The sequence below is a fragment of the Microbacterium sp. MMO-35 genome, assembly GCF_037147555.1.
Taxonomy (GTDB): Bacteria; Actinomycetota; Actinomycetes; order Actinomycetales; family Microbacteriaceae; genus Microbacterium.
On the sequence record NZ_JBBCVH010000006.1, the window covers coordinates 22,433 to 47,159 of the forward strand.

The window sequence follows — 24,727 nt, forward strand, 5'->3', positions numbered from 1 at the left end:
TCTGCGCCCTGCGGCTCCGCGAGCAGGCGCCCAGCGGCGCCCGCGCTTCGCCTACATCGACCCCGTCCAGGCGTGGGTCGAGACCCCGACGGCGTTCCAGGCGTTGATCACGACGATGAGCGAGACGAGCGCGCCGAGCTCCTCCGGCGAGAAGCGCGTGGCCGCGGCGGCCCAGTCCCCATCCGGCACGTGGGTCTCGGAGAGACGCGTGATGCTCTCGGTGAGCGCGAACGCGGCGCGCTCGCGGGCGGTGAAGAACGGCGACTCCTGCCACACGGCGACCGCGGCGATGCGGGCGGCGGTGTCTCCGGCCTTCGCGGCGTCGCCGGCGTGCAGGTCGACGCAGTAGCTGCAGCCGTTGATCTGCGAAGCCCGCAGGCGCACCAGCTCGCGCAGCCGGGCGTCGATGCCCGCCGCGTCGAGCTCGCGCACCATCGCGGCGTCGAGGCCCGCGAGCGCGCGGGAGAAGCGCGGCGCGACCGTGTCGATGTCGAGACGGACGGGGACGGGGACGGTCGGCTCGGCCGGGGTCGTGCTGGCGGTGAGGGTCATGGTCTTCCTTTCGTCCTCTTCAGCCTGGGCGATCGGAATTCATCCGTCCAACAGCTGATTCCCATCGCTATCATCTGTCTCAGAGATGGAACTTCATCAGCTGCGCTACGTCCTGGCCGTCGTCGAGACGGGTTCCTTCACCGCGGCCGCGGAGCGCGTACGGGTCAGTCAGTCCGGCGTGAGCACGCAGGTGCAGAAGCTCGAACGCGAGCTCGGCGTCGCGCTGTTCGACCGCACCTCCCGCCGCGTCGCCCTCACCCAGGAGGGCGAGCGCCTGATGCCCGCGATCCGCGCCGCGCTCGAGGCGATCGGCGAGATCGGCGCGACGGCGGCCGACCTGCGCGGGCTGCTGCTCGGATCCCTGCGCGTCGGCACGGTGTTCGGCCTCACCTGGCCGCGGTTCTACGACGCCCTCGCCGAGATCAGCGCCGCGCACCCCGGCCTCGAGCTGCGACTGCGCGAGGACACCTCGGCACGGCTGATCGACGCGGTCCGGCGCGGCGAGATCGACCTCGCGCTGGCGGCCTGGGCCGAGCAGCCGCCGGCGGATCTGGGCTCCGCGGTGGTGTTCGACGATCCGATGGTCGCCGTGGTCTCCCCGTCCCACCCTTGGGCCGCGCGGCGCGCGATCCGCCCCGCGGAGCTCGTCGGCATGGACCTCATCGCACTGCCCGAGGGCACCGGCGACCGTGCCGCGCTCGACGCGCTGCTGTCCGGGCGCCCCGGAGCGGGAGCGCCGCACTGGGAGGTGTCCACGCCTTCCGCCGTGGAGAAGCTCGCCGTGCGCGGGCTCGGGGTCGGCGTCGTCAGCGCCGCGACATGCCGGCGCTGGGAGGGCATCCGCGCGATCCCGATCGATGCCGCCGATGTGCGCTCGCGCCTGGGCGTGGTGTGGCGGGCGAACCCGACCCGCGCGGCCCGCGCCCTGCGGGAGCTGCTGCACCCCGAGGAGTGACGCGCGGCGCACGCGGCGTCAGTTCAGGCCGTGCTCGAACGCGAACACCACGAGCTGCACGCGATCGCGCAGCGCCAGCTTGGTGAGGATGCGGCTGATGTGCGTCTTCACCGTCGCCTCGGACAGGAACTCGCGCGCGGCGATCTCCGCGTTGGACAACCCGCGGGCGGCGAGCGCGAAGATCTCCTTCTCCCGCTCGGTGAGGTCGTCGTAGCTGGGCGGCACCGGCGCCTGCGCGGGGGCGGCGAAGTGCGCGAACAGGTCGCGGGTGGCCGAGGCGGCGATCACGCTGGACCCGGAGTGCACGGTGCGGATCGCGGCCAGCAGGAACTCCGGATCCGCGTCCTTGAGGAGGAACCCGCTCGCGCCCTGACGGATCGCGCGCGCCGCGGCCTCGTCGAGGTCGAACGTCGTGAGCATCACGATGCGGGGCGGATCCGCCTGCTCCAGGATGTGCGCCGTCGCCGTCAGTCCGTCCATCACGGGCATCCGGATGTCCATCATGACCACGTCCGGACGCGTCTCGCGGACGACCTGGATCGCCTCCTGGCCGTCGCCCGCCTCTCCGACCACCTCGAGATCGGGCTGGGACGCGACGAGCATGCGTATTCCGGCGCGGAACAGCGCCTGGTCGTCGACCAGCACGACCCGGATCATCCTGCCTCCTCGTTCCGCGCGGAGTCGCCGCGCCTCTGACAAGAGTCTGTCATCGTTGCTCCCCCGGCTCCTCGCGCCAGGGCCGGGGCGACCCGATCCTGCGGTCACGCGGGAGCGGTGCCGATCGGCAGCGCCGCACGGACCACGAAGCCCGCCGCCTCGTGCTCCGCGGTGAGCGTTCCGCCGACGAGCTGCGCGCGCTCGCGCATGCCGATGAGGCCGTGGCCGCGCTCCGCGTGCGCCTGCCGCGGCGTCGCGGGCACGCCGTTGCGGACCGTGATCTGCACGCCGTCGGCGTGCCAGCCGAGCCAGACGTCGACGTCGCCCGAGCCGTGCCGGATCGCGTTCGTCAGCGCCTCCTGCAGGATGCGGTAGACGGCGAGCTGGATGCCGGCCGGAGGTTCCCCGGGCGGCATCGGGTCGACGGTGACGCGCGGCTCGATGCCCGCAGCGCGCACCTGCGCGTACAGCGTCTCGAGGTCGGCGAGGGTGGGCTGCGGCCCCTGCCCCTCGCTGTGCCGCAGCTGCGCGAGCAGCAGTCGCACGTCGGAGAGGGCGGCCCGCGCGGTCTGCCCGATCGTGGTCAGCGCGGCGGTCGCCTGCGCCGGGTCGGCCGCCGCGGCGTACCGCGCGCCGTCGGACTGCGCGATCACGACCGCGAGCGAGTGGGCGACCACATCGTGCATGTCGCGGGCGATCCGCACCCGCTCCTGCTCGGCCGCCGCGACCGCCTCGGCGCGCACCTGCGCGTCTCGGGTGCTCCGGCCCCGCAGCACGACCCGCCACAGCAGACCCGCGCCCCACGCCATCACCAGGGTGAGCACGGACACGGTGCCGAGCAGCACGGCGACCAGCGCCACGCGCAGGCCGGTCTGGGGGTCCTGGACGAGGGACTGCTCGTTGATGAGCGACATGTAGCCGCCCGCGAGGAGCCCGCCGCCCAGGGCGGAGGCCCCGCCGATCCACAGCAGTCGCACCGAGCCCCACGCCGAGGTCGCGAACACCACGGCGAGGATCGCGAGGTTGTACGCCCCCGGCGAGAAGCCGCACGCCATCTGCAGCACGGCGCCGGCCCACGCGACGATCAGCGCGAGCACCGGGGAGAGCCGGCTGATCGCCGCCGCGCCCCACAGGATCACCGCCACCAGCAGCACCAGCAGCAGCGATGCCGGGCCGTCCGGGATCCAGCGGCTCATCGTGCCCGCTTCGAACGTGTACGTCAGCGGCAGGGTGAGCAGCAGGCCGATGGCGCTGCCGACGATGTCGAACACGAGCCAGAAACGCGGGATGCTGCGGAACACCCCCTCACGGTACGCGACCGGATCCGGCGCGGTCATCCGCCGGGAGATGTATCCGCCACGGCGTGCGCTGCGGCGAGCGCGGCGATCGCGCGCCGGTCGGGCTTGCCCGAGGAGAGCAACGGGAGCTCGTCCAGGAGCAGGAGCCGGCCGGGGCGCGCGGCGGCCCCGACCTCGTCCGCCACCCGGTCCCGGGCGGCGGCGAGGAGGGCTCCCCGCGCGACCGGGCCGGAAGCGGCCGGCGCGGCGGGGTCGGCGGCGCGGGCGGCGACGATGGCGGAACCCTGCCCCCACCGGGCGTCGTCCACCGCGACGACGACCGCACCCTCGAGACCGGGCACCGTGCGGACCGCCCGTTCGACCCGGTCCAGCGAGACGTTGACGCCGCCCGAGACGATGACGTTGTCGATCCTGCCGGTGACGGCGACGCGGCCGTCGGCGACGGTCCCCGCGTCACCGGTGCGGTACCAGCGCGCGCCGGTCGCATCGGCGACGAACGTGCGCGCCGTGAGCTCGTCGTCCCGCAGGTAGCCGTCCGCGAGGGTCGGCCCGCTCAGGCGGATCTCGCCGTCGACCGCCGCGACGCGCACGCCGTCCAGCGGCACCCCGTCGTAGACGCAACCGCCCGCGGTCTCGCTCGAGCCATAGGTGCGCACGATGCGCACACCGAGATCCGCCGCGCGTTCGCGGAGCGCGGGCGGGAGCGCCTGGCCGCCGATGAGCACCGCCTCGAAGGAGCGGAGGACGCGGCGCACGTCGGGATCCCCCGCCGCGTCCAGGAGCGTCGCGAGCTGCGCGGGCACCAGCGAGGTGTACCGGGGACCCGGCCCGAGGCCGTCGCCGGCGGCGACGAACGACGCGGGGGTGAACCGTCCCTCCAGCAGCGCCGGCTCGGTGCCGGCGAGGTGCGCCCGCACGAGCACCTGGAGGCCGGCGACGTATCCCGCCGACAGGGCGAGCAGCCACTGCCCGGATCCGATCCGCCGCGCCGTCGCCGCGGCGCTCGCCCGCAGGGCCGCCGCGGACAGCACGACGCGCTTGGGCACCCCGGTGGAACCCGAGGTGGCGATGACCGCCGCCGTTCCCTCCGGTACCACGTCGCCGGCTCCGGGCGTGAAGCCGAGCGCCAGCGGCCGGGTGCCGTCGAGAGCCGCCGCGAGGGCGGCGCTCACCGCACCGGCGTCCCCGCCGTCGAGAGCCTCGAGTCTCATGCGCACCGCCTTCCCGGATCCGTGCGAGGGCCTACGATTCGATCTTCGAGAAACCGGATCCCGCGTGAGAATCCCGTCCCCGCGTGACGTCTCGTGCGGGACGTGGTTTCTCGCGGAGAATCAGAAGTGCCAGGGGTACGGCGACCAGTCCGGTTCGCGCTTCTCGAGGAAGGAGTCGCGTCCTTCGACGGCCTCGTCGGTGCCGTAGGCGAGGCGGGTGGCCTCGCCGGCGAAGACCTGCTGCCCGACCAGTCCGTCGTCGACGGCGTTGAAGGCGAACTTCAGCATGCGGATCGCCGTGGGCGACTTGGTGAGGATCGTGCGGGCCATCGCGATGGCCTCGCGCTCGAGCTCGGCGTGCGGCACGACGCGGTTCACGGCCCCCGCCTGCATCGCCCGCTCGGCGGAGTACTCCTCGGCGAGGAAGAACACCTCGCGGGCGAACTTCTGCCCGGTCTGACGGGCCATGTACGCGGATCCGTAGCCGGCGTCGAAGGATCCGACATCCGCATCGGTCTGCTTGAACCGGCCGTGCTCGGCGCTCGCGATCGTCAGGTCGCAGACCACGTGCAGCGAGTGCCCGCCTCCGGCCGCCCAGCCGGGCACGACCGCGATGACGACCTTGGGCATGAACCGGATGAGCCGCTGCACCTCGAGGATGTGCAGGCGACCGGCCCGAGCCTGCTGCTCGGCCGGCACCGCGGTCTCGTCCTCGGAGTACTTGTAGCCGTCCCGCCCGCGGATCCGCTGGTCGCCGCCCGAGCAGAACGCCCAGCCGCCGTCCTTCGGGCTCGGTCCGTTGCCGGTGAGCAGCACGACGCCGATCCGGGGGTCCTGCCGCGCCTCGTCGAGCGCGCGGTAGAGCTCGTCCACCGTGTGCGGGCGGAAGGCGTTGCGCACCTCGGGCCGGTCGAAGGCGATGCGGGCGATCCGCCCGTCGTTCGAGACGTGCGCCGTGATGTCGGTGTACTCCCCCGTGCCCGGGGCGAGCGTCCACTCAGCCGGATCGAACAGGTCGGAGACGAGCTTGTCAGTCACGGATCCAGCCTATTCCGGCTGTCGCCCGCAGCGGACCGCTCATACCTCCCGGGCGAGACCGAGCTTGCGGTAGGCGTCGAACAGCAGGCCGATGAGGATCCCGCCCAGCACCGCCGTGATCGAGATGTTCACGATCTGCACGATGTCCGCCGTCGGGGTGCTCGCGGCCTGCATCCGCGCCATCAGGTCGGGGGCGATCACCGCACCGCGCCAGACCAGCATGATCGCGCCGATCATCGCGACCATGCTCGCCGCGATGCTCACCGCCGCGAGCGGTGCGCTCCAGCGCCCCCGCACGGCGACGATCGCCTCGACGACCAGACCGATCGCGAGCAGCCCGAACCACGCGATCATCACCCACGGCCACAGTCCCGGCGCCAGGACGTGGACGTGCTGGTCACCCCAGCCGATGGTCCGGTCCCAGACGACGGAGCCGACGAGCAGCACGGTCATGACGGCGATGCCGATCAGATCCGAGAGCCGCGCGGTGGGGATCACCGTGCGCGGCAGCTTGTCGGGCGTCCAGTCGAGCACCGTGTCGCCGGTGGATCCCACCCGCTCCAGCACGGCGAGGACCAGGGTCGTCCAGAACGCGACCTGCACGCCGGACATGATGATCGCCGGGATCATGGATCCGATCACCGCGCCCACGTCGCCTCCCCCGATCGCCCGGACGAGCCCCGCGATGAGCGCGGCGACGGGCACGACGATGATGAGCAGCAGGCGCAGCAGCCGGAGCCACGCGGCGTAGTAGCGCGGCCCGATCAGCACGAGCGGGCGGCCGGAGAGCGACGCGGCGTAGGCGATTGGATCCCCGAGCTCGGCGATCACGGCGTACTCGGCCGCGGCGGGCTCCTCGCCGGCGGCGATGCGGCCCTCGACCTCGTCGGCGATCGACGCGCGCAGCTCGGCGGAGACCTCCGCCCGATCGGCGGCGGGGACGGACCGCGCGACCGCGGTCACGTATCGCTCGACGAGCGACGTGTCGGTGTCCATGATGTTCTCCTCCAGGAGGTCAGGGAAGCTTCTTCGCGGCGGCGGCGATCGCCTGCACGTCGCGGCTGAGGGTGTCGGCCAGGCGCAGCCCGGCGTCGGAGGTGCGGTAGAACTTGCGCGGGCGCGCCTCCTCGGTGTTCCACTCGCTCACGAGGTATCCCTGCTTCTCGAGGCGGCGCAGCAGGGGGTAGAGCGTGTTCGAGTCGGTGGGGAATCCGGCGGCGCTCAGCTGCTCGAGCAGGCCGTAGCCGTATCCGGGCTCGCGCAGCAGCCGCAGGCTCGCGAGCACGATCGTGCCGCGCCGCAGCTCCTGCAGGTGCCCGTCGAACTCCTCGTCGTTCATGGTCAACACCATAGTGTGTCTCACACACTATTGTCAATCGCACGATCCTGTCTGTCGCACTCCCGTAGCGTGGAGGCATGACGATCGAGATCCGCCCCGTCGACCCCTACGACCACGCGGCGGTGGACGCCTGGTGGGACGCGTATGCGGCCGCCCGCCGGGCCGATCTCGGCGAGGACGCGACGGTCTGGTCCCGCGAGGAGAGCCGCGCCGAGCTGCAGCAGGAGTCCGCCCGGTCCAGCCGCCGGGCGTACGTCGCGGTGGAAGAGGGCGTCGTCGTCGGATCCGCCTCGCTCGCCCTGACGCTCAAGGACAATCGGCACGTCGCCGCCGTCGGCGTGAACGTCCCGCCGCAGCACCGCCGCCGCGGCATCGGATCCGCGCTCCTCGCCGCGCTCGAGGACGAGGCGGGACGAGCGGGTCGCACCACGATGCGCGCCGACATCTTCTGGCCGGCGTCCCTGCCCGCGGATGGCACCGGCGCGGCGAATCGGGAGTTCGCCCGCCGCCACGGATACGACGTCGCGCTCGGCGACCTGCAGAACCGGCTCGACCTGCCGATCGCGGACGAGGCCATCGCAGCACTGGTCGCCGAGGCCCCGGCGGAGGGGTACCGGATCCGCAGCTGGGTCGGACCGGTCCCGGAGGAGTTCGTGGCCGAGTGGGCGGCCCTGGACGCCAGCCTGGACACCGAGGCGCCCACGGGTGATCTCGACATCGACGCCGCATCCGCCGACGTGCAGGACTTCCGCGCGGACGAGGCGCTGCAGGCGGCGCAGCACCGCACCTCGTTCGGCACGATCGCGATCGCACCGGACGGTCGGGTCGCCGGGTACACGCAGCTCGTCGTCTCGGAGGATGACGGGAACGCCTATCAATGGGGCACCCTGGTGCGTCGCGAGGACCGCGGACACGGGATCGGCCTGCGCATCAAGCTCGAGAACCTGCGCGCCCTGCAACAGCACTCCCCGCAGACGCCTCACGTCTACACGTTCAACGCGGAGTCGAACGCGCACATGCTCGCGGTCAACGCGCGCCTCGGATTCACCCTGACGGCGCGCATGGCCGAACTGCAGAAGCGGCTCGGCTGAGCCGCGCCGGGCGACGGCCCGAGCCCGCTGGCCGGATCCGCGGGCCGACCTCCTCCGCGACCGACGAGGGCCGCCACGATCGGCACACGCGGTGACGATCAGCACAGGGATCCGGGCGATTCGTGTGCTGATCGTCACATGGTGTGCCGATCGTCACGGACGGAGCGGCGGAGCCCGCGCCGTCGAGCTGCCGCACCCGCGCCGGCGACGCCGACGGGTGCATGATGGGGGCATGACCGACGTCCCCCCGCTCGCCGAGATCCTCGAGACCGCACGGGTGGTCGCGCTCCCGATGCACACGCGCTTCCGCGGGGTGGACGTCCGCGAGGCGCTGCTGTTCGAGGGGCCGCAGGGCTGGGCCGAGTTCTCGCCGTTCGCCGAGTACGACGACGCCGAGGCGTCCACCTGGCTGGCCGCCGCGATCGCGGACGCCTGGCACCCCCGCCCCGACGCCGTGCGCGACGAGATCCGGGTGAACGCCACGATCCCCGCCGTGCCCGCGGAACGGGTGCCCGATGTGCTCGCGCGCTTCGACGGCTGCCGCACCGCGAAGGTCAAGGTGGCCGAGGCGGGGCAGGGGCTCTCCGACGACGTCGCCCGCGTGCGCGCCGTGCGGGCGGAGATGGGACCGGAGGGGCGGATCCGGATCGATGCGAACGCCGGCTGGAACGTCGACGAGGCCGAGCGCGCGATCCACGCCCTGGCCCCGTTCGACCTGGAGTACGCCGAGCAGCCGTGCGCGGGCGTCGACGAGCTCGTCGAGCTGCGCGAGCGGATCCGCTATCTCGACATCCCGATCGCCGCGGACGAGAGCGTGCGCAGGGCGGAGGACCCCCTCGCGGTCGCCCGCGCGGGGGCGGCCGATCTGCTGGTGATCAAGGCGCAGCCGCTCGGCGGCATCCGCCGGGCCCTCGACATCGTCGCGGAGGCAGGGCTGCCCGTCGTCGTCTCGAGCGCGCTGGACACGGCGGTCGGCCTGTCCCTCGGGGCGGCACTGGCCGCGGCGCTGCCGGCGCTCGACTACGACTGCGGCCTCGGCACGGCGTCGCTCTTCGCCGACGACGTCGCCGATGCCCGCCCGCACGGCGGGGTCGTGTCCGCCGCCCGGGTGACGCCCGATGCGACCGCCCTGGCCCGCCTGGAGGCTCCGGCCGCCCGCCGGGACTGGTGGCTCGCGCGGCTCACCCGCTGCCACGCGCTGCTGGACGCGGATCCGCGCTGAGCCGCCCCACACCCGGGTCTCAGCCGAGCAGCAGGGACACCAGCCGTCCGAGCTCGACGCTCCCGGTGCGGCGCAGCTGGGCGTCGTCCTGGCCCGCCATCGCCCCCCGCACGGTCATGCCCTCCCAGACGACGAGCAGCATGCGGGCCGCGACCTCCGGCTCGACCCGCAGCGACATCGTGCCGGTCGCGACGATGTCGTCGATGATCCGCGCGATGCCGTCGACCATCTCCTGCTCCTGCTTGAGATAGGCCCGGCCCCAGGCGTGGTCGCGGAGCGCCCTCAGCCGGATCTCGCTGAGCAGCATCACACCCAGGCGGTCGTCGCTGCCGGTGTCCATGACCTGCTGCACGAGCGTGGTGGCGTCGCAGTCCTGGGCGAGCGCGCCGGCCTCGTTCAGCTCGTTCACCCGCGCGCGCACGGCGGTGAGCCGTTCGGCCGACACGGATCCGGCCAGCTCGAGGAACAGCTCGTCCTTCGACTCGAAGTTCGAGTAGAACGCACCGCGCGTGAAGCCGGCGCGTTCGCACACCGCCTCGACGGTCGCCCCGTCCAGTCCCTCTTCGGCGAACACCAGCGCCGCTGCTTCGAGCAGCCGCGCCCGCGTGTTCTCCCGGCTCCTGGTCGCATTGCCGGTCATCTGCACCTCCGTCGTCGCGCCGCTGTGCGCGATTCACATCCCGCGCACAGATTATCCCGGTGCCGTCGTTCTACGATACATTCACGTATCGAATACATCAGTGTATCGAACCCGCCTGAACTCCCTCCGGAGGAACCGTGTCGACTCTGCTCTCCTCGCTCGGACGCTGGTCGTTCCGCCACCCCTGGCGCGTGCTCGTCGCCTGGCTGCTGGTGCTGGGCATCGCCGGCGGCGCCGCCCTGGCGCTCGGCAAGGGCACCGACAACTCCTTCACGATCCCCGGCACCGAATCCCAGGCCGGTCTCGAGCAGCTCGAGCGCACCTTCCCCCAGGTGAGCGGCACGAGCGCCCAGTTCATCGTCGTGGCCGCACCCGGCGACCGGGTCACCGCCGCCGACTACCGGGATCCGATCGAGCAGACGGTCACCGACCTCGGAAAGGTCCACGGCGTCCTCGCCGCGACGAGCCCCTACGACACGCACGTCACCGGGATGGTGAGCGACGACAGCTCGGCCGCGATCGTGCGCCTGCAGTTCGACGGCCAGGCCTCCGACGTGTCCGCAGCCACCAAGGACACGCTGCGCACGGCCGTGAGCGACCTCGAGAAGGAGCTGCCGAAGGGATCCAGGGCGGTCATCGGCGGCGACCTGTTCTCGATGTCGATCCCGGCGATCTCGATCACCGAGGGCGTCGGGCTGGTCGTTGCCCTCCTCGTGCTGATCGTCGCGTTCCGCTCCTTCGTGGTCGCGGGCATGCCGCTGCTCACCGCGATGCTCGGCGTCGGCGTCTCGATGGCCGCGATCTTCGCCGCCACCGCCTTCGCCCCGGTGTCCTCGACGACGCCGCTGCTCGCGCTCATGCTCGGACTCGCCGTCGGGATCGACTACGCCCTGTTCATCATGGCGCGACATCAGGATCAGGTGCGCGCCGGCGTGGATCCGGAGGAGTCGGCCTCGCGGGCCACGGGCACGGCCGGATCCGCGGTGGTGTTCGCCGGGATCACGGTGCTCATCGCGCTGATCGGGCTCGGCTTCGCCGGCATCCCGTTCCTCACCACGATGGGGATCGCCGCCGCCGTGGCGGTGCTGATCGCGGTGCTGATCGCGGTGACCCTCACCCCGGCCATCCTCGGCTTCCTGAAGGGGCGCGTCGTGGGCCGCCCCGTCCGGCCGCGTCGCCCGCGCAAGGGCCAGCAGGACGCGACCGCGCGCCGCCGCTTCTCGGAGCGCTGGGTGGGCGGCGTCACGAAGCACCCCGTGCTCGTCGCGATCGCGATCGTGCTCGGACTCGGCGTCGTCGCCGTCCCCGCCGCGAGCCTCGCCCTGGCCCTGCCGAACTCCGGCGTGCAACCGAAGGGATCCGAGGCCCGCGAGAACTACGACCTCACCGCCGAGCACTTCGGCCCCGGCTTCAACGGGCCGCTCATCCTCACCGGCACGATCGTCACCTCGAACGATCCGGTCGGGCTGATGAACGATCTGGGCGACGCGGTCGGCAAGCTCCCGGGCGTCGCCGAGATCGCCCTCGCGACCCCGAACGAGACCGCCGACACCGGCATCGTCCAGGTGATCCCCACCACCGCGCCGGACGCCCCCGCGACCGCCGACCTCGTGCGCGAGCTGCGCTCGCATCACGACGAGTGGCTCAAGAAGTTCGGCATCGACGTGAAGGTGACCGGGTTCACCGCCGTCGCGATCGACATCTCCGACCAGCTCGGCGCGGCGCTCCTGCCGTTCGGCATCTTCGTGATCGGCCTGTCGCTCGTGCTGCTGACGATCGTGTTCCGCTCGATCTGGGTGCCCGTCACCGCGGCGCTCGGCTACCTGCTCTCGATCGTGGCCGCGTTCGGCGTGGTCTCCGCGGTCTTCGAGTGGGGCTGGTTCGCCGACGCCCTGCACGTCGCCCGGGTCGGTCCGATCATCAGCTTCATGCCGATCATCCTCATGGGCGTGCTGTTCGGCCTGGCCATGGACTACCAGGTGTTCCTGGTCTCGCGGATGCGCGAGGACTATGTGCACGACGCGGGTTCCCGCAGCCCCGACCGCGCCGAGCGCCGGGCCGCCGCGCTGCGCGCCGTGCGCGGGGGCTTCACCGGCTCCGCGAAGGTCGTCACCGCCGCCGGGCTCATCATGTTCGCCGTGTTCGTGGCCTTCGTGCCCGAGGGCGACTCCTCGCTCAAGCCGATCGCGCTGGGACTCGCCGCGGGCATCGCGATCGACGCCTTCCTCGTGCGGATGACCCTGATCCCGGCGCTCATGGCGATCCTCGGCGAGCGCGCGTGGGAGATCCCCGCGTGGCTCGAGCGGATCCTGCCGAGCGTCGACATCGAGGGCGAGGCCGTCGAGCGCGAACGGCATCTCGCCGACTGGCCGGGGGACGACTCGGTGGTCGCCGCCGACGGCGTGACCGTCCCGGGTGCGGTCGAGAAGCTCGACCTGCGCGTGCCGTCGGGCTCGGCACTCGTGCTCACCGGACGGGACGACGCGGTGCGCCGGGCCGTGGCGCTGGCGCTCGCCGGACGCCTCCCCTCCGAGGGCCTTCTGCGCGTGGCCGGGCACCTGCTGCCGGGACGCGCCGCCTGGGTGCGCGCGCATGTCGGCCTGGTGCTCGTCGACGACACGACGCACGCGGCGGCCGATGCGCCGGATCCGCTGCACGAGCTGCGCGAGGCGCTGCGCGGGCGCACCTCGCTCGTCGTGATCGACGGCGCCGATCGCCTCACCCTCGCGCAGGGCGAGCAGGCCGCAGCCATGCTGCGGGACGCGGCGGGACGCGGGGCTCTCGCCGTCGTCGCCACCGCCGCCGACGCCTCCGCGGCCACCCGGCTGCTGACCGACGCCGGGTGGACGGATCCGCACACGCGTGATCTGGACCACCCGCCCGCCGCGGCGCCAGCGCTCCTCGACCCCGACGCGCCCGCCACCGACCTCGACGAGGTGACCGCATGACCTCCCGTCTGTCCGCGCTGATCGAACGCGCCCGCACGCACAAGCCGATCACGGCGCTCACCCTCATCGGCGTGCTGCTGCTGCCCGCCGTGCTGGGCGGAGTGCTCGTCGCCGCCCTCCAGGATCCGACGCAGCATCTCGACACCATGACGGCGGCGATCGTGAACGACGACGAGCCCGTGAAGGTCGACGGGCAGCTCGCGCCCCTCGGCCGTCAGCTCTCCGCGGGTCTCGTGAAGGGCACCGGTGCGAAGGACGAGAACCTCACCTGGGTCGTCTCCAACGAGAAGGACGCGGCCGCGGGGCTCAAGGACGGCACCTACCAGGCCGTCGTGCGGATCCCCAAGGACTTCTCCGCCGCCGCGGTCTCGGGCGGCAGCGCGATCCAGGATCCGGGGGCCTCGGCGGAGCAGGCGACCATCTCGGTCACGACGGCACCGCAGGCGCGCGCCGCGGACGGCCTCATCGCGAACCAGATCGCCGCCACGGCCGCGGCGACCATGGGCACGACGATCTCGAAGAGCACCCTGCAGAACGTGCTCGTCGGGTTCAGCACCCTGGGCGACAAGATCGGTCAGGCCGCCGACGGCGCCGACCAGCTCGCGAACGGCGCGAAGTCGGCCGCGACCGGTGCCGCCGCACTACCCGACGGCGCGACCAAGCTCGCCGACGGGGCGGGCCAGCTCGCCGACGGCGCGTCCCAGCTCTCGAACGGCCTCGGCACGATCGCGAACGGCATCACATCCGCGCAGACCGGTGCGAACCAGGCGGGTGCACAGCTCGCACAGGGCGCAGACGCACTGCAGGCGCAGGGGCTCGTACCGGCCGACGTCAGCGGAGTCGCGGCGGCGACCGCGAGCAACGCGAAGCAGGCCGGAGACGACGCTCTCACCGTTGCGACCTCGTTGGGCAACCTCCTCGCGCAGTGCGCGCCGCCGAACAGCGCCCTCCCGTCGAGCGTGTGCGAGCAGATCAAGACGGCGTTCGACCAAGCCCAGACAGCGGCTACGTCCGCCGGCACCGCCAGCGGCTACGCCACTGCCTCGGTCACCGCGCTCTCCCAGTTCGACACCGCAGCCACCGCCACCGTCGCGGGCCAGTTCCGCACCGCCGCCGACGGCATCAACCAGCTGTCCGCAGGACTCGGCCAGCTCGCCGACGGCACCTCTCAGAGCGCGACCGGTGCGGGGAACCTCGCCACCGGCGCCACGGGGCTGCAGTCCGGGGCGACGCAGCTCGCCGACGGCGCATCCCAGCTCAGCACCGGCATCGGATCCCTCGCGACCGGCACGTCGGGCCTCGCCTCGGGTCTGCACCAGGCGGCGGATTCGCTGCCGAAGCGCACCGACAGCCAGGCGTCCTCGCTCGCCGAGGTCGTCGCGGATCCGGTCAAGGCCGACACCTCGGGCGGCATGTTCGGCCCCACCGCGATCCCGCTGCTGGCGGCCGTGGTGCTGTGGTTCGGCGGTCTCGTGTCGTTCCTCGTGATGCGCGCCTTCACCGCGCGGGCGCTCACCTCGCGCCGCCCTTCGGCCCTGCTCGCGCTGCGCGCGTTCGCCCCGGCCGCCGCCCTCGGTGCGGGTCAGGGCCTGCTGGTGGCGCTCGTGGTCGAGGTCGTGGCGAAGTACGACCCGTCGCGCTGGTGGGGCTTCACCGGCGTCGCCGTGCTGGCGGGCGTGGCCTTCGCCGCGGTGAACCAGGCGCTCGTCGCCGTGCTCGGCGGGATCGGGCGATGGCTCGCGGCGATCATCGGCGTGGCCGCGCTCGGCGCGGGGATCATCTCGACGCTGCCCGGCTGGCTCGCCACGATCGCCGGGTTCCTGCCCACGTCCCCTGCGGCGACGGGTCTGCTCGGCGGCGACGGCACCGGCTCGGCCATCGCGGCGCTCCTGGTCTGGACCGTGCTGGCGCTGATCGCGACGACCCTGGCCGTGACGGCCCGGCGCACCACGAGCGCGAAGGCGGTCCTCGCCCTCGCGGCCTGACCGCCGCCTGCCCCCGGCCTTGAGCCGCGAGACCGATCCTCCGTCCCGAGACCGCGCAAGAATCGTGCGGTCTCGGGACGGAGGATCGGTCTCGCGGTCAGTGAAGCCGGCTCAGGCCGTGCGCGCCTCATCCGGCGGGACGACCTTCGCGTCCTGCGCGGGGAACACCACCTTCTGGATGATGATGATCGCGCTCGCGGCGACCGGGATCGCGACGAGCGCCCCGAGGATCCCGCCGAGCGCGCCGCCGCCGACGGCCGCGATCACGACGAGCGCGCCCGGCACCGCCACCGCCCTGCTCATGATGCGCGGGCTGATGACGTAGGCCTCGATCTGCATGTAGACGAGGTAGTACGCGAACGCGATCAGCGCGGTCAGGGGCGAGACGAACAGGCAGATGAGCGAGTTGATGATGGATCCGGACAGCGTCCCCACGAGCGGGATGAGCGAGCCGATGAACGCGATCAGGGCGAGCAGCGCCGGCAGCGGCGCCCCGATGATCGTGAGGAAGATCAGGCTCAGCACGCCGTTGATGAGCGCCAGGCTCGCCTGACCGATCACGTAGCGGCCGACCGCGCCGGACACGTCCTCGACGATCTCGGTGAACCGGGCACGACGGTAGGCCGGGACGAACCGGGCCGCGGTGCGCTTCATCCCGCGCAGCGAGGCCATGAAGTACAGGGTCAGGATCAGCACGATCGTGAAGCCGGTGAACCCGCCGGCGATGCCCGCGCCGACCGCGAGCACGCCGCCGCCGATCTTGGTGAGGTTGCCCGGATCCTTGAAGAAGTTGGCGATCCCGTCCACGGCCTGGCTGAACGAGTCGCCGTACTGGGCGGCGAGCTGCGTGTACCAGGCGCTGTTCAGCAGGTCGTCGATCATCTTCGGACCGGTCTCGATGAGGTGCGCGATCTGCTGCACCACGATCGGCACGATCGCCAGCAGGACGCCCGCGAACAGGAGCACCACCACGACCACCACGATCGCCACCGCGGCCCCGCGCGGGAGCTTCCGCTCGATCAGCCGCACGATCGGGTCGAGTCCGAGGGCGAGGAACAGCGCGATCCCGATGTAGACCAGCACGGTCGAGAGCTGCCCGACGATCGCGCCGATCAGCAGGGCGACGAGGACGCCCAGGGCGCCGACGAGACCGAAGGTGAACGGCTCGATCTTCCACCCTCCGGCCGACGCGCCCGGCTCCCCCGTGATGATCGTGACCTGACGTCTGCGCATGGTGCCCCCTCGTGTCGTGCTCCGCGTCGAGCGTATGTCACGCAGGGCCCGGATCACGAGGAGCGCGCGCATCGCTGCCGGCCGACTCGGCGTCTCGCCGTGCGGACGCACGGCCTGAGCGGCGATCTCAGGGCGTCGCCGTGCGGATCCTGACCTCGCGCTCCATGCGCTTCTCGTGACGCTGCCTGCCCTTGACCGCCTCGGCCTCGCGGTTCTTGGGCGGCGCGGTGGTCACGAGCTGATCCAGCATGCGACGGGTGGCCTGCGCGATCTCATCGATCGCCTGCTCGAACGCCGGCGTGTTCGCCCGGGACGGATGCGTGGAGCCGCTCACCTTCCGGACGAACTGGAGGGCGGCTTCGCGCACCTCGTCATCGCTGGTCGGAGGCTCGAAGTTGTGGAGACAGCGGATGTTCCGGCACATGCAGCGACGATAACCCCGTCACCCCGCTGCGCGCGACGGTCGCCCTGCGGCACGCGGGCCGGATCCTGCAGCTGCAGGATCCGGGGATCGGCGGAGCGGGCCTGCCCTGGGGAGGGAAGCAGACCCGCTCCAGTCAGGATCCGGGCGGCCTCGGCGCTGCGGGAGGGGTCATGCGCCCTGCTCCGTGCCGAACGCACGGGCGGTCTCGAGCAGGATCCGCGCACCGAAGCCGGTGGCGCCGGCGGTGCGCCAGGAGTCGTCCTTCTCGGTCTGCATGGTCCCGGCGATGTCCAGGTGCGCCCAGGGGGTGTCGCCGGCGAAGTGCGCGAGGAACAGCGCGGCGGTGGTGGCGCCGGCGAAGGGCCCGCCCAGGTTGGCGATGTCGGCGATCGCCGAGTCGAGCTGCGGTCGGTACTTCTTCTCGAGCGGGAGCTGCCACACCGGCTCGTCGACCGCCGCGGCCGCGTCGCGCACCGCATCGATCATGCGCTGGTCGTTGCCGAACACCGGGGCCGTCGCCGGTCCGAGCGAGACGAGTGCCGCCCCCGTGAGGGTCGCGATGTCGACGATCGCGTCGACCTCGGCCTCGTTCGCGAGCACCAGCGCGTCCATCATCACCAGGCGCCCCTCGGCGTCGGTGTTCTTCACCTCGACCGTGGTGCCGCCGCGCGCCGTGAGCACGTCGCCCAGCTTGTACGCGGTCCCCGAGGGCATGTTGTCGGTGCACATGAGCCAGCCCGTGACGCGCACATCGACCCCGGCGTCGCGCAGGCCCGTGAACGCGCCCAGCACGGCGGCGGCCCCGCCCATGTCCATCTTCATGAGCAGGTGCATCGGGTCGCTCGGCTTCAGGCTGATACCGCCGGAGTCGTACATGATGCCCTTGCCGACCAAGCCCAGGTGTCGCGTCGCCCCTTCCGGCGCGTACTCCAGCCGGATCATCCGGGGCTCCTCCACCGAGCCCTGGTTGACGCCGAGCAGCCCGCCGCAGCCGAGCTCGATGAGCGCCTGCTTGTCGAAGAGCTCGACGGCGAACCCGAAGCGCTCGCCCAGGGCGACCGCGATGTCGCCCAGATCGGTGGCGGTCAGGTGCCCGGGCGGGGTGTTCGCCAGATCGCGCGCGACGATCGCCGCACGCGCCGAGGTCACGGCGGCCGCAAGCGCCTGATCCGCGGCATCCGCCCCCGGCACCTCGAGCGACAGCGCCTCGAGCGCGACGTGCTTCGACGTCGCGCTCAGCTCCGTGTAGCGGTAGCGGCCCAGCAGCGCGCCCTCGGCGAGGGCCCGCACCGCGTCGGCCGCGGCCACGGGGCCGATCGCGGCGAGACGCAGCGCGAGCCGGGCGCGGGTCGCCGCGGCCCGCACGAAAGCCGCCGCCGCATCGCGCAGCACGGCCGCATTCAGCTCCGCGCTCGGGCCGAGTCCCACGGCGATGAGGTCGGGGCCTGCCGCCTGCGGCAGCACGAGGACGGATCCGGCCTTCGCCTCGAAGCCGGCATCGGCGAGCGCCGCACGGTCGAAGCCGAGCTCGGGCGGCACGGCGCCGTCGCTCGTGACGCCCACGCCGAGCGCCTGCGCGTCCGCGGCGGGCGGACCCGCGGTCACCACGGCCGCGTCGAGCGCGTCGAGCCCGGGGACGGTGCGGAAGCCGGCGGGGATGAGCTTGTTCGGGCTTCGGGTCATGGGTTCTGCTCCTTCATCCTTCGGGCCATCGGGGTCATGCGGTCGACGCGGTCACATCTGGACGGGTGAGCCCGGTCCCCACGGGATGCCGAGGAGGAACCAGACGATGTACAGCGCCGCCCACGAGACGAGCATCCACAGCGCGTACGGGATCATCAGCGCGATGATCGTGCCGATGCCCGCGTCCTTCTTGTAGCGCTGCGCCACCGTCACCATGAACGGCAGATAGACCATGAGCGGGGTGAGCACGTTGACCGGGGAGTCGCCGACGCGATAGGCCGCGAGCAGCGTCTGCGGCGCCACGTTCAGGGACGCGAAGATCGGGATGAACACCGGCGCGAAGATCACCCACTTGGGCACCAGGCCCGGGAGGATGAAGTCCAGGATCAGGATCACCAGGATGAACGCGATCAGCAGCACGATCGCCGGCACCTGCGCGGTCTGCAGCGCCTCCGCGGCGGCGATGGCCGCGACGGTGGGCAGGTTCGTCCAGTTGAACAGGGCGATGAACTGGGCGATCATCAGGAACATCACGAGCAGCCCGCCGAGCGAGCCGAACGTCTTGGCGATCGCGCCGACGGCGGCGGATCCGCCCCGCAGCGTCTTCGCCCCGTAGCCGTAGGCGACACCGCAGACGAGGAACGCCAGGGAGATGATGAACACGAGGCTGGCCATGAACGGACTGGTGCCGGCGACGTCGCCCGTCTGCGGTGCCCGCAGCGGCGCGCCCGGCGGGAGCGTGAGGGCGAGGATCACCAGCACGAACCCCAGCAGTGCCAGGCCGGAGAACTTCAGCCCGCGCGCCTCGGCGTCGTGGTCGATGCCGTCCGCGTCGTCGACGATCGTCATCTCGGTCCGGTCGTAGGTCCCCAGCCGCTTCTCGGTCACGAACATCGTCACCAGCAGGGCGACGATCGTGAGCAGGAAGGTGGAGACGATGCCGAAGTACAGGTTGTGCGTGACCGCGATCGGCTTCATCCCGGCGGCCGTCAGCACGCCGTTCGTGACCTCGGTGAGCATGCTGTCGCTCGGCGTGATGAGGATGTTCGCGCCGAACGCGGCGCCGACCGCGGCGAACGCACCCGCGAGACCCGCGAGCGGATGGCGCCCGACGGTGAGGAACGCCGCGGCGGCCAGGGGCACCAGGATCAGGTAGCCGGCATCGGTGGCGACCGAGGAGAGCACGCCCACGAACAGCAGGATGACCGCGAGCCAGCGGCGCGGGGCGACCTTCACGACGCGGCGGATGAGAGCGCCCATGAGGCCGGCGTGCTCGGCGACGCCGACGCCCGCCATCGCGATCAGCACGGTCGCGACGACGCTGAAGGCGGCGAAGTTGTCGACGAAGGAGGTGAAGAAGAAGCGCAGGCCCTCGATGGAGAGGAGGTTCTGCACCGCGAAGGTGCGGGTCTCGACGATGTACTTCGGGATCACCGCCGGCTCGCCGGTGGACGTGTCGTAGATCATCCAGTGGCTGCCGAACTGATCGTTCAGCTGCTCGAACTCGCCGGTCGACACCGGCGTGGCCACCTGATCCGTCACCGAGACCCCGACCCAGCTGAGGATCCAGCTGAGGACCGCGATGAAGGCGATCAGGTACAGGAACATGATCGTCGGGTCGGGCACCTTGTTGCCGACCTTCTCGATCCAGTTCAGGAAGCCGCTGGACGAGTTCGCCTTCTTCAGCGCCGCGGCGTCGGCGGCGCTCATGATCGGCGGTCCGCGGGTCGGCCGTGACGGACGAGCGGTCGGGGATCTCGGCGCAGAGTCACGTCGCGCACCTCTCTCAGCTGCTCTCGAGGCCGACGGATCCGCCCGGTCGCGGCGACGACCCTGCGGTGCCGCGTCCCCCGCAGGAGGGGCGGGCATTCGGCACAGAACCGATGATTCCGAGGCGCCGGGCCGGGTGCAACCCCGCCCCCCAGACCTGGGGGTTGGTCCGGCTCGGCGGGGCACCTAGGGTGAGGCGAATGGATCCGATCATCGTCACCCTGATCATCCTGGTCGTGGCCGTCGTGGCCTTCGTCTCCAACCGGATCCCGCTCGGCGCCATCGCGATCGCGGTGTCCCTCGCGCTGTACCTCACCGGCGTGCTGAGCCTCCCGCAGGCGCTGGCCGGCTTCGGCGATCCGACGGTGCTCTTCATCGCCTCGCTGTTCGTGGTCAGCGAGTCGCTGGAATCGACCGGCATCGTCGCCTGGGCGGGGCAGCAGGTGATCAGCCGGGCGAGCACCCGGCAGCGGTCCCTGCTGCTCACGATCGGGCTGCTCGTCGCCGTCGTGACCGCGGTGATCAGCGTCAACGGCGCGGTCGCCGCCCTGCTCCCGCTCGTCGTGGTGGTGGCCGCCCGCGCACGGCTCAGCCCGTCGCAGCTGCTCATCCCGCTGGCGTTCTCGGCGCACGCCGGATCCATGCTGGCCCTCACCGGGACTCCGGTGAACATCATCGTCTCCGAGCTGGCCGAGGAGTCCGGCGGGCGCGGGTTCGGTTTCTTCGAGTTCGCCCTGGCGGGGCTGCCCCTCGTCATAGGAACGCTGGCGATCATCCTGCTCCTGGGGAAACGGCTGCTGCCGCACCGCACCCCGAAGTCCGTTCCCGTGGATCTCGAGCAGCTGGCCGCCACGCTGCGCGCCGAGTACGCGATCGACGCCGAGCGTGCGCTGATGACCTCCGGCCGGGGCGTCACCGAGGTCGTCGTTCCCCCGCGCTCACCGCTGATCGGCCTGCACGTGTTCCCCGGCATGTGCACGCCGAGCGGCGATCTCGTGATCCTCGGCGTCAAGCGCGGCGAGGACACGCTGTCCGACCACGGGGCCGACGTGCAGGCGGGCGACGCGCTGCTGCTCGACGGCACCTGGGACGATCTGCACCGGCACACCTCCGGCAGCGACGAGGTGCTCGTCGTGGACGACCCGGCGACCCTGCGTCGGGCCGTGCCCCTCGGGGCGGGCGCCACGCGGGCGGCGGTGATCCTCGGGGCGATGATCGTCCTGCTGGCAACGGGGATCGTGCCGGCCGCGGTCGCGGGGCTGCTCGCCGCGCTCGCCCTCGTGCTCACCCGCGTGGTCAGCGTCACCCGCGCCTACCGCTCCATCTCCTGGACCACGGTGGTGCTCGTCGCCGGCATGATCCCGATGTCCACGGCGTTCCAGACCACGGGAGCGGCCGCGCTCATCGCCGACGGTCTCGGGACCTTGCTGAGCGGCGCAGGGCCGACAGCGGCGCTCGCGGTGATCGTGCTCATCACGCTCGTGCTCGGCCAGCTCATCAGCAACACGGCCACGGTGCTGATCGTTGCTCCGGTCGCGGTCGCGCTCGCCTCGACCATGCACCTCTCGCCCCTGCCCTTCCTGATGGGGCTCACGGTCGCCGGCGCCGCCGCGCTGCTGACCCCGGTCGCGACACCGGCGAACCTCATGGTCATGGAGCCCGGCGGATACCGCTTCGGGGACTACGCCCGCTTCGGCCTGCCGCTGATGCTGCTGTACTTCGTCGTCGCCGTCTTCTACGTGCCGATGATCTGGCCGTTCACCCGCTGACCCGCCTCATCGAGCAGGATCCGCACGCTCGGGCCGTCACCGAGACGCGCGAGGATCGAGACGATCCCGCCCGGACGCTCTCCGCGCGCCTGGATCGTGATCCCGGCGGACGCCTCGACGACATCGATGATGGCATCGGCCAGTGCATCCGGCAGGGGGCGACCGCCCGCCCCCTCGGCGCCCAGCAGCACGACGTGCGCGCCCCGCGCCCGCGCGCCGGCGATGGCGCGCTCCAGCCGCGGGTGGGCCAGGTCGGCGGCCCGGATGCGATCCCTGATCGCGCCCTCCACGACCGTGAGCTCGCGCAGGAACCCGGCGTCGATCATCCGGCCGGCGATGAGATCGGAGAGCGGCGGCCCCGCGAGCCGCAGGATGTCCGCGACCTCGCTGCGCGACGCGGACGCGACCGCCTCGGCCGCCCGCGCCTCGCGCTGCTCCCGTTCCGCCCGCACCGCCGCCGCGCGCTCCCGGCGCACCGCGACCGCGAGCACGCCCGCCCACAGCGCGCCGATGAGCGCCGCGCTCATCCCGGGGGCGACCAGTTCGACGAGGTCCTCCGGACGCTGGCCGGTGGCGGTGCCCCAGACGACGACGAAGGCGAGGACGCCGACGGCGCCCGCCACGCCGGCGAGTGTGTTGCGGCGGATGATGAGCAGCGCCGCCAGGTAGGAGTTGGCGCTGAACAGCCAGATCTCGCTCGCCCCCCGATCCGTGACGTCGAGGAAGGCGAGCACCGACAGCGCGACGAACAGCACGCCGCCCAGCACCACCAGTGCCGCGCCCCGCGACAGCGGCCCGGGCCGGCGCGAGGTCACCAGGATCGCGCCCAGCAGCGGGAGCGCGTAGCTGAGCACGCCGATCGCCCCGCCGAGCACCGAGAACCGTCCCGCCAGCAGCGCCTGGACGAGTCCTGTCGCCCAGACCAGGACCAGGGCGATCCGCGCCGTCCGCGTGGAGAGCCCCAGAGCCGCCGACCCCGGGCTCACCTCCGCCACCCCAGCTCCACGACGGTTCCTGCGGCGTCGGCGCGCACCGAGGCGGTCCCCCCGGGAAGCGCCCGCATCCGGCCGAGGATGCTCTCGCGCACCCCGAGCCGCTCCTCGGGGATCGCGCCCTCGTCGAACCCGGGCCCGTCGTCGGCGATCGTCAGGCTCAGCCTCGCGGCGTCGAGCCGGCCGCGCACGCGCAGCCGCGACCCCGGGGCGTGCACCACGCTGTTGCGCAGAGCCTCCGACATCGCGGCGGCGGCCGCGTCGAGCATCGCACTCGGCACCGCCTCGGCCTCCGCGCCGCGCACGGCGCCGATCCGCACCTCGGCCCCCGGAGCGCAGCGCCGGGCCGCCGCCACGAGGCGCTCGACCGCCTCGGGCACCGCGATCTCGGCCGATGCTCCGGGTCCCGCGGCGGCCCGCTCCAGCGCCTGCAGCGCCGTGCGTGCGGCGACGCGCAGCTCCGGCACGGGCTCGCCCGGCAGCCGGGTCGCCGCGATCAGCGTGGACAGCACCTCGTCGTGCACGATCCGCGCCAGCACCTGCTGCCGTTCCGCCACGGACCGCGCCTGCGCCCGCCGTTCGGAGATGCGCCGGTTGCGCTCGGCCACGCGCTCCCGCTCGAGGAGTCCGGCGCGGATGCCGTAGATGATCGCGACGAACGCGCCGTTGCCGAGGTGCACCGGCGCCTGCAGCATCGCCTCGTGCGGGATCCGCCCGAGGAACACCGCGCCGGACAGCATCGGCAGCAGGGGGCTCAGCACGATGTAGCCGAGCACGACCGGCCATCGAGCGAGCAGCGCGACGAAGCACATCATGATCGGCTCGAGCGCCCACACCCAGGGGCGAAGGGTGTCGGGATCGCCGCCCGTGTACCCCGCGAACACCGTCGCCTGGGCGGCCACGGTCGCCACGACGGCCGAGATCCACAGCACGCGCAGCCACGGGTTCGGCAGGATCCGGCCCGTCACCACGAGCACCAGCAGGATCCCGACGGTCCCGAAGGCCAGCGCCGCCCACCAGGGCGCGAACTGGGCCGGCGTCAGCCGCACCCGGGATCCCGCGGCGAGCACGATCACCACCCCGCAGAGCGCGAGGACCCACCCCAGCAGCCGGTCGATGTGCGCGACGCGCCCGTCTGAGACAGCGGTGTCGGGATCGGTGCTGCTCCCCGGAGAGCCGGAACCGGCGGAGCGGGTTCCTCCGAGACGCCGATCGGCGGATCTGCTCCCGATGCCGACGAACGACGGCGAGACGGTCACCGCGCCTCGACCAGTCCGTCCTCGACGGCGCGGCGGAACAGGTCGACCTTGGTGGGCGCCTGCCGGTCGACCGCGAGGTACTTCTTGCGGATGTTGCTGATGTGCTCCGTCACGGTCTCGCGCGACAGGAACAGCATCTCGGCGACCTGATCGGCGGTCGCGCCCGACGCGTACAGCGCCAGGACCTCCGCCTCGCGGGCAGTGAGCCGCGCATCCACCAGGAGCCGGTCGCCTTCGATCGCGGCCGCCCAGTCCGCACCGACGACCACCTCGCCGCGGAAGGCCGCCCTGATGCCGTCGACGATCGCCTTCACCGGCTCCGTCTTGCGGATCATCCCGACCGCGCCGGCCTGCGCGGCCTCGCGCACCAGCTGCGGCCGATCGCCGGACGTGTAGGCGAGGACCCTCGCGCCCGCCTCCGTGAGCCGGCGGGTGTTGGCGGCCGGCGTGGAGCCGTCGCCGAGCGCGAGATCGAGCAGCACCACGTGCAGGTTCTGCGACTGCGCGAGCACCTCCCGCGCCGACCCGGCTGCGGCGACGACCCTCATCCCGGACTGGGCGTTCACGATCGCGACCGTGCCCAGCATCATCGCCGGGTGGTCCTCGACGATCCCGATCCGTATGGTCACCGCTGCGCCGCCGTCCTCCGAGGTTGTGTCAC

General features: G+C 72.5%; 21 protein-coding genes. 6 read left to right on the forward strand and 15 right to left on the reverse strand.

The annotated features are described in order from the left end of the window. Positions 1-51: 51 nt before the first annotated feature. Positions 52-552, reverse strand: a complete 501-nt coding sequence (locus tag WFJ01_RS13365) for a carboxymuconolactone decarboxylase family protein (protein WP_336629305.1) — start codon at positions 550-552, stop codon at positions 52-54. 85 nt (positions 553-637) lie between these two features. On the opposite strand from WFJ01_RS13365, the gene WFJ01_RS13370 reads away from it, so the two are divergent. After that, complete coding sequence (locus WFJ01_RS13370) at positions 638-1,507, forward strand: LysR family transcriptional regulator (RefSeq protein WP_251438756.1); 870 nt, start codon at positions 638-640, stop codon at positions 1,505-1,507. Positions 1,508-1,525: 18 nt separating this feature from the next. Here WFJ01_RS13370 and WFJ01_RS13375 read toward each other — a convergent pair whose 3' ends face one another. The 6 genes from WFJ01_RS13375 to WFJ01_RS13400 all read right to left on the reverse strand — a co-directional run bounded on the left by WFJ01_RS13375 (position 1,526) and on the right by WFJ01_RS13400 (position 7,050). Beyond that, on the reverse strand, positions 1,526-2,164 hold the full coding sequence (locus WFJ01_RS13375; RefSeq protein WP_251438757.1) for a response regulator: 639 nt from the start codon (positions 2,162-2,164) through the stop codon (positions 1,526-1,528). A 104-nt stretch (positions 2,165-2,268) separates the two neighbouring features. After that, positions 2,269-3,465, reverse strand: a complete 1,197-nt coding sequence (locus WFJ01_RS13380) for a sensor histidine kinase (protein ID WP_295033206.1) — start codon at positions 3,463-3,465, stop codon at positions 2,269-2,271. 32 nt (positions 3,466-3,497) lie between these two features. Continuing rightward, on the reverse strand, positions 3,498-4,673 hold the full coding sequence (locus WFJ01_RS13385; RefSeq protein ID WP_336629306.1) for an AMP-binding protein: 1,176 nt from the start codon (positions 4,671-4,673) through the stop codon (positions 3,498-3,500). Positions 4,674-4,793: 120 nt separating this feature from the next. Further along, on the reverse strand, positions 4,794-5,711 hold the full coding sequence (locus WFJ01_RS13390) for a 1,4-dihydroxy-2-naphthoyl-CoA synthase (RefSeq protein WP_336629307.1): 918 nt from the start codon (positions 5,709-5,711) through the stop codon (positions 4,794-4,796). A 39-nt stretch (positions 5,712-5,750) separates the two neighbouring features. Next, on the reverse strand, positions 5,751-6,707 hold the full coding sequence (locus tag WFJ01_RS13395; protein WP_336629308.1) for a permease prefix domain 1-containing protein: 957 nt from the start codon (positions 6,705-6,707) through the stop codon (positions 5,751-5,753). Between the two features lie 19 nt (positions 6,708-6,726). Beyond that, positions 6,727-7,050 (reverse strand): PadR family transcriptional regulator, encoded by a 324-nt coding sequence (locus tag WFJ01_RS13400; protein ID WP_251438762.1) that lies wholly within the window; start codon positions 7,048-7,050, stop codon positions 6,727-6,729. A 77-nt stretch (positions 7,051-7,127) separates the two neighbouring features. On the opposite strand from WFJ01_RS13400, the gene WFJ01_RS13405 reads away from it, so the two are divergent. After that, entirely contained in the window at positions 7,128-8,141 is a 1,014-nt protein-coding gene (locus tag WFJ01_RS13405; protein ID WP_336629309.1) for a GNAT family N-acetyltransferase, read from the forward strand. A 232-nt stretch (positions 8,142-8,373) separates the two neighbouring features. Continuing rightward, on the forward strand, positions 8,374-9,363 hold the full coding sequence (locus WFJ01_RS13410; RefSeq protein ID WP_336629310.1) for an o-succinylbenzoate synthase: 990 nt from the start codon (positions 8,374-8,376) through the stop codon (positions 9,361-9,363). Between the two features lie 19 nt (positions 9,364-9,382). On the opposite strand, the gene WFJ01_RS13415 is transcribed toward WFJ01_RS13410, so the two are convergent. Then, positions 9,383-10,003 carry a TetR/AcrR family transcriptional regulator gene (locus tag WFJ01_RS13415; RefSeq protein ID WP_251438765.1) on the reverse strand — a complete coding sequence of 207 codons (621 nt, stop codon included), beginning with the start codon at positions 10,001-10,003 and terminating at the stop codon, positions 9,383-9,385. A gap of 137 nt (positions 10,004-10,140) precedes the next feature. On the opposite strand from WFJ01_RS13415, the gene WFJ01_RS13420 reads away from it, so the two are divergent. Together WFJ01_RS13420 and WFJ01_RS13425 are read left to right on the forward strand one after the other, a co-directional pair. Continuing rightward, positions 10,141-12,951 (forward strand): MMPL family transporter, encoded by a 2,811-nt coding sequence (locus WFJ01_RS13420; protein WP_336629311.1) that lies wholly within the window; start codon positions 10,141-10,143, stop codon positions 12,949-12,951. Next, a complete protein-coding gene (locus tag WFJ01_RS13425; protein ID WP_336629312.1) occupies positions 12,948-14,936 on the forward strand; it encodes a YhgE/Pip domain-containing protein in 1,989 nt (662 codons plus the stop codon). The genes WFJ01_RS13420 and WFJ01_RS13425 overlap by 4 nt, the downstream gene beginning before the upstream one ends. Before the next feature lie 111 nt (positions 14,937-15,047). On the opposite strand, the gene WFJ01_RS13430 is transcribed toward WFJ01_RS13425, so the two are convergent. The 4 genes from WFJ01_RS13430 to WFJ01_RS13445 all read right to left on the reverse strand — a co-directional run bounded on the left by WFJ01_RS13430 (position 15,048) and on the right by WFJ01_RS13445 (position 19,986). Further along, positions 15,048-16,169, reverse strand: coding sequence for an AI-2E family transporter (locus WFJ01_RS13430; RefSeq protein ID WP_251438768.1), 1,122 nt, complete (start codon positions 16,167-16,169; stop codon positions 15,048-15,050). 127 nt (positions 16,170-16,296) lie between these two features. Continuing rightward, on the reverse strand, positions 16,297-16,593 hold the full coding sequence (locus WFJ01_RS13435) for a DUF2277 domain-containing protein (RefSeq protein WP_251438769.1): 297 nt from the start codon (positions 16,591-16,593) through the stop codon (positions 16,297-16,299). 168 nt (positions 16,594-16,761) lie between these two features. Continuing rightward, positions 16,762-18,276, reverse strand: a complete 1,515-nt coding sequence (locus WFJ01_RS13440) for a leucyl aminopeptidase (protein WP_336629313.1) — start codon at positions 18,274-18,276, stop codon at positions 16,762-16,764. 51 nt (positions 18,277-18,327) lie between these two features. Next, positions 18,328-19,986, reverse strand: a complete 1,659-nt coding sequence (locus WFJ01_RS13445) for an AbgT family transporter (protein ID WP_292885262.1) — start codon at positions 19,984-19,986, stop codon at positions 18,328-18,330. A gap of 260 nt (positions 19,987-20,246) precedes the next feature. Here WFJ01_RS13445 and WFJ01_RS13450 point away from each other — a divergent pair, with 260 nt between their 5' ends. Beyond that, positions 20,247-21,815, forward strand: a complete 1,569-nt coding sequence (locus WFJ01_RS13450) for an SLC13 family permease (protein ID WP_336629314.1) — start codon at positions 20,247-20,249, stop codon at positions 21,813-21,815. On the opposite strand, the gene WFJ01_RS13455 is transcribed toward WFJ01_RS13450, so the two are convergent. From WFJ01_RS13455 to WFJ01_RS13465, 3 genes are read right to left on the reverse strand one after another with little or no spacing between them, the layout of a single operon-like run. Further along, positions 21,782-22,810, reverse strand: a complete 1,029-nt coding sequence (locus WFJ01_RS13455) for a hypothetical protein (protein ID WP_336629315.1) — start codon at positions 22,808-22,810, stop codon at positions 21,782-21,784. The two genes, WFJ01_RS13450 and WFJ01_RS13455, sit on opposite strands and share 34 nt — an antisense overlap. Further along, positions 22,798-24,066 carry a sensor histidine kinase gene (locus WFJ01_RS13460; protein ID WP_336629316.1) on the reverse strand — a complete coding sequence of 423 codons (1,269 nt, stop codon included), beginning with the start codon at positions 24,064-24,066 and terminating at the stop codon, positions 22,798-22,800. The genes WFJ01_RS13455 and WFJ01_RS13460 overlap by 13 nt, the downstream gene beginning before the upstream one ends. Next, the gene (locus WFJ01_RS13465; protein ID WP_336629317.1) at positions 24,063-24,695 is read right to left on the reverse strand and encodes a response regulator transcription factor; all 633 of its coding nucleotides are present in this window, start codon (positions 24,693-24,695) and stop codon (positions 24,063-24,065) included. The genes WFJ01_RS13460 and WFJ01_RS13465 overlap by 4 nt, the downstream gene beginning before the upstream one ends. Between the last annotated feature and the right edge of the window lie 32 nt (positions 24,696-24,727).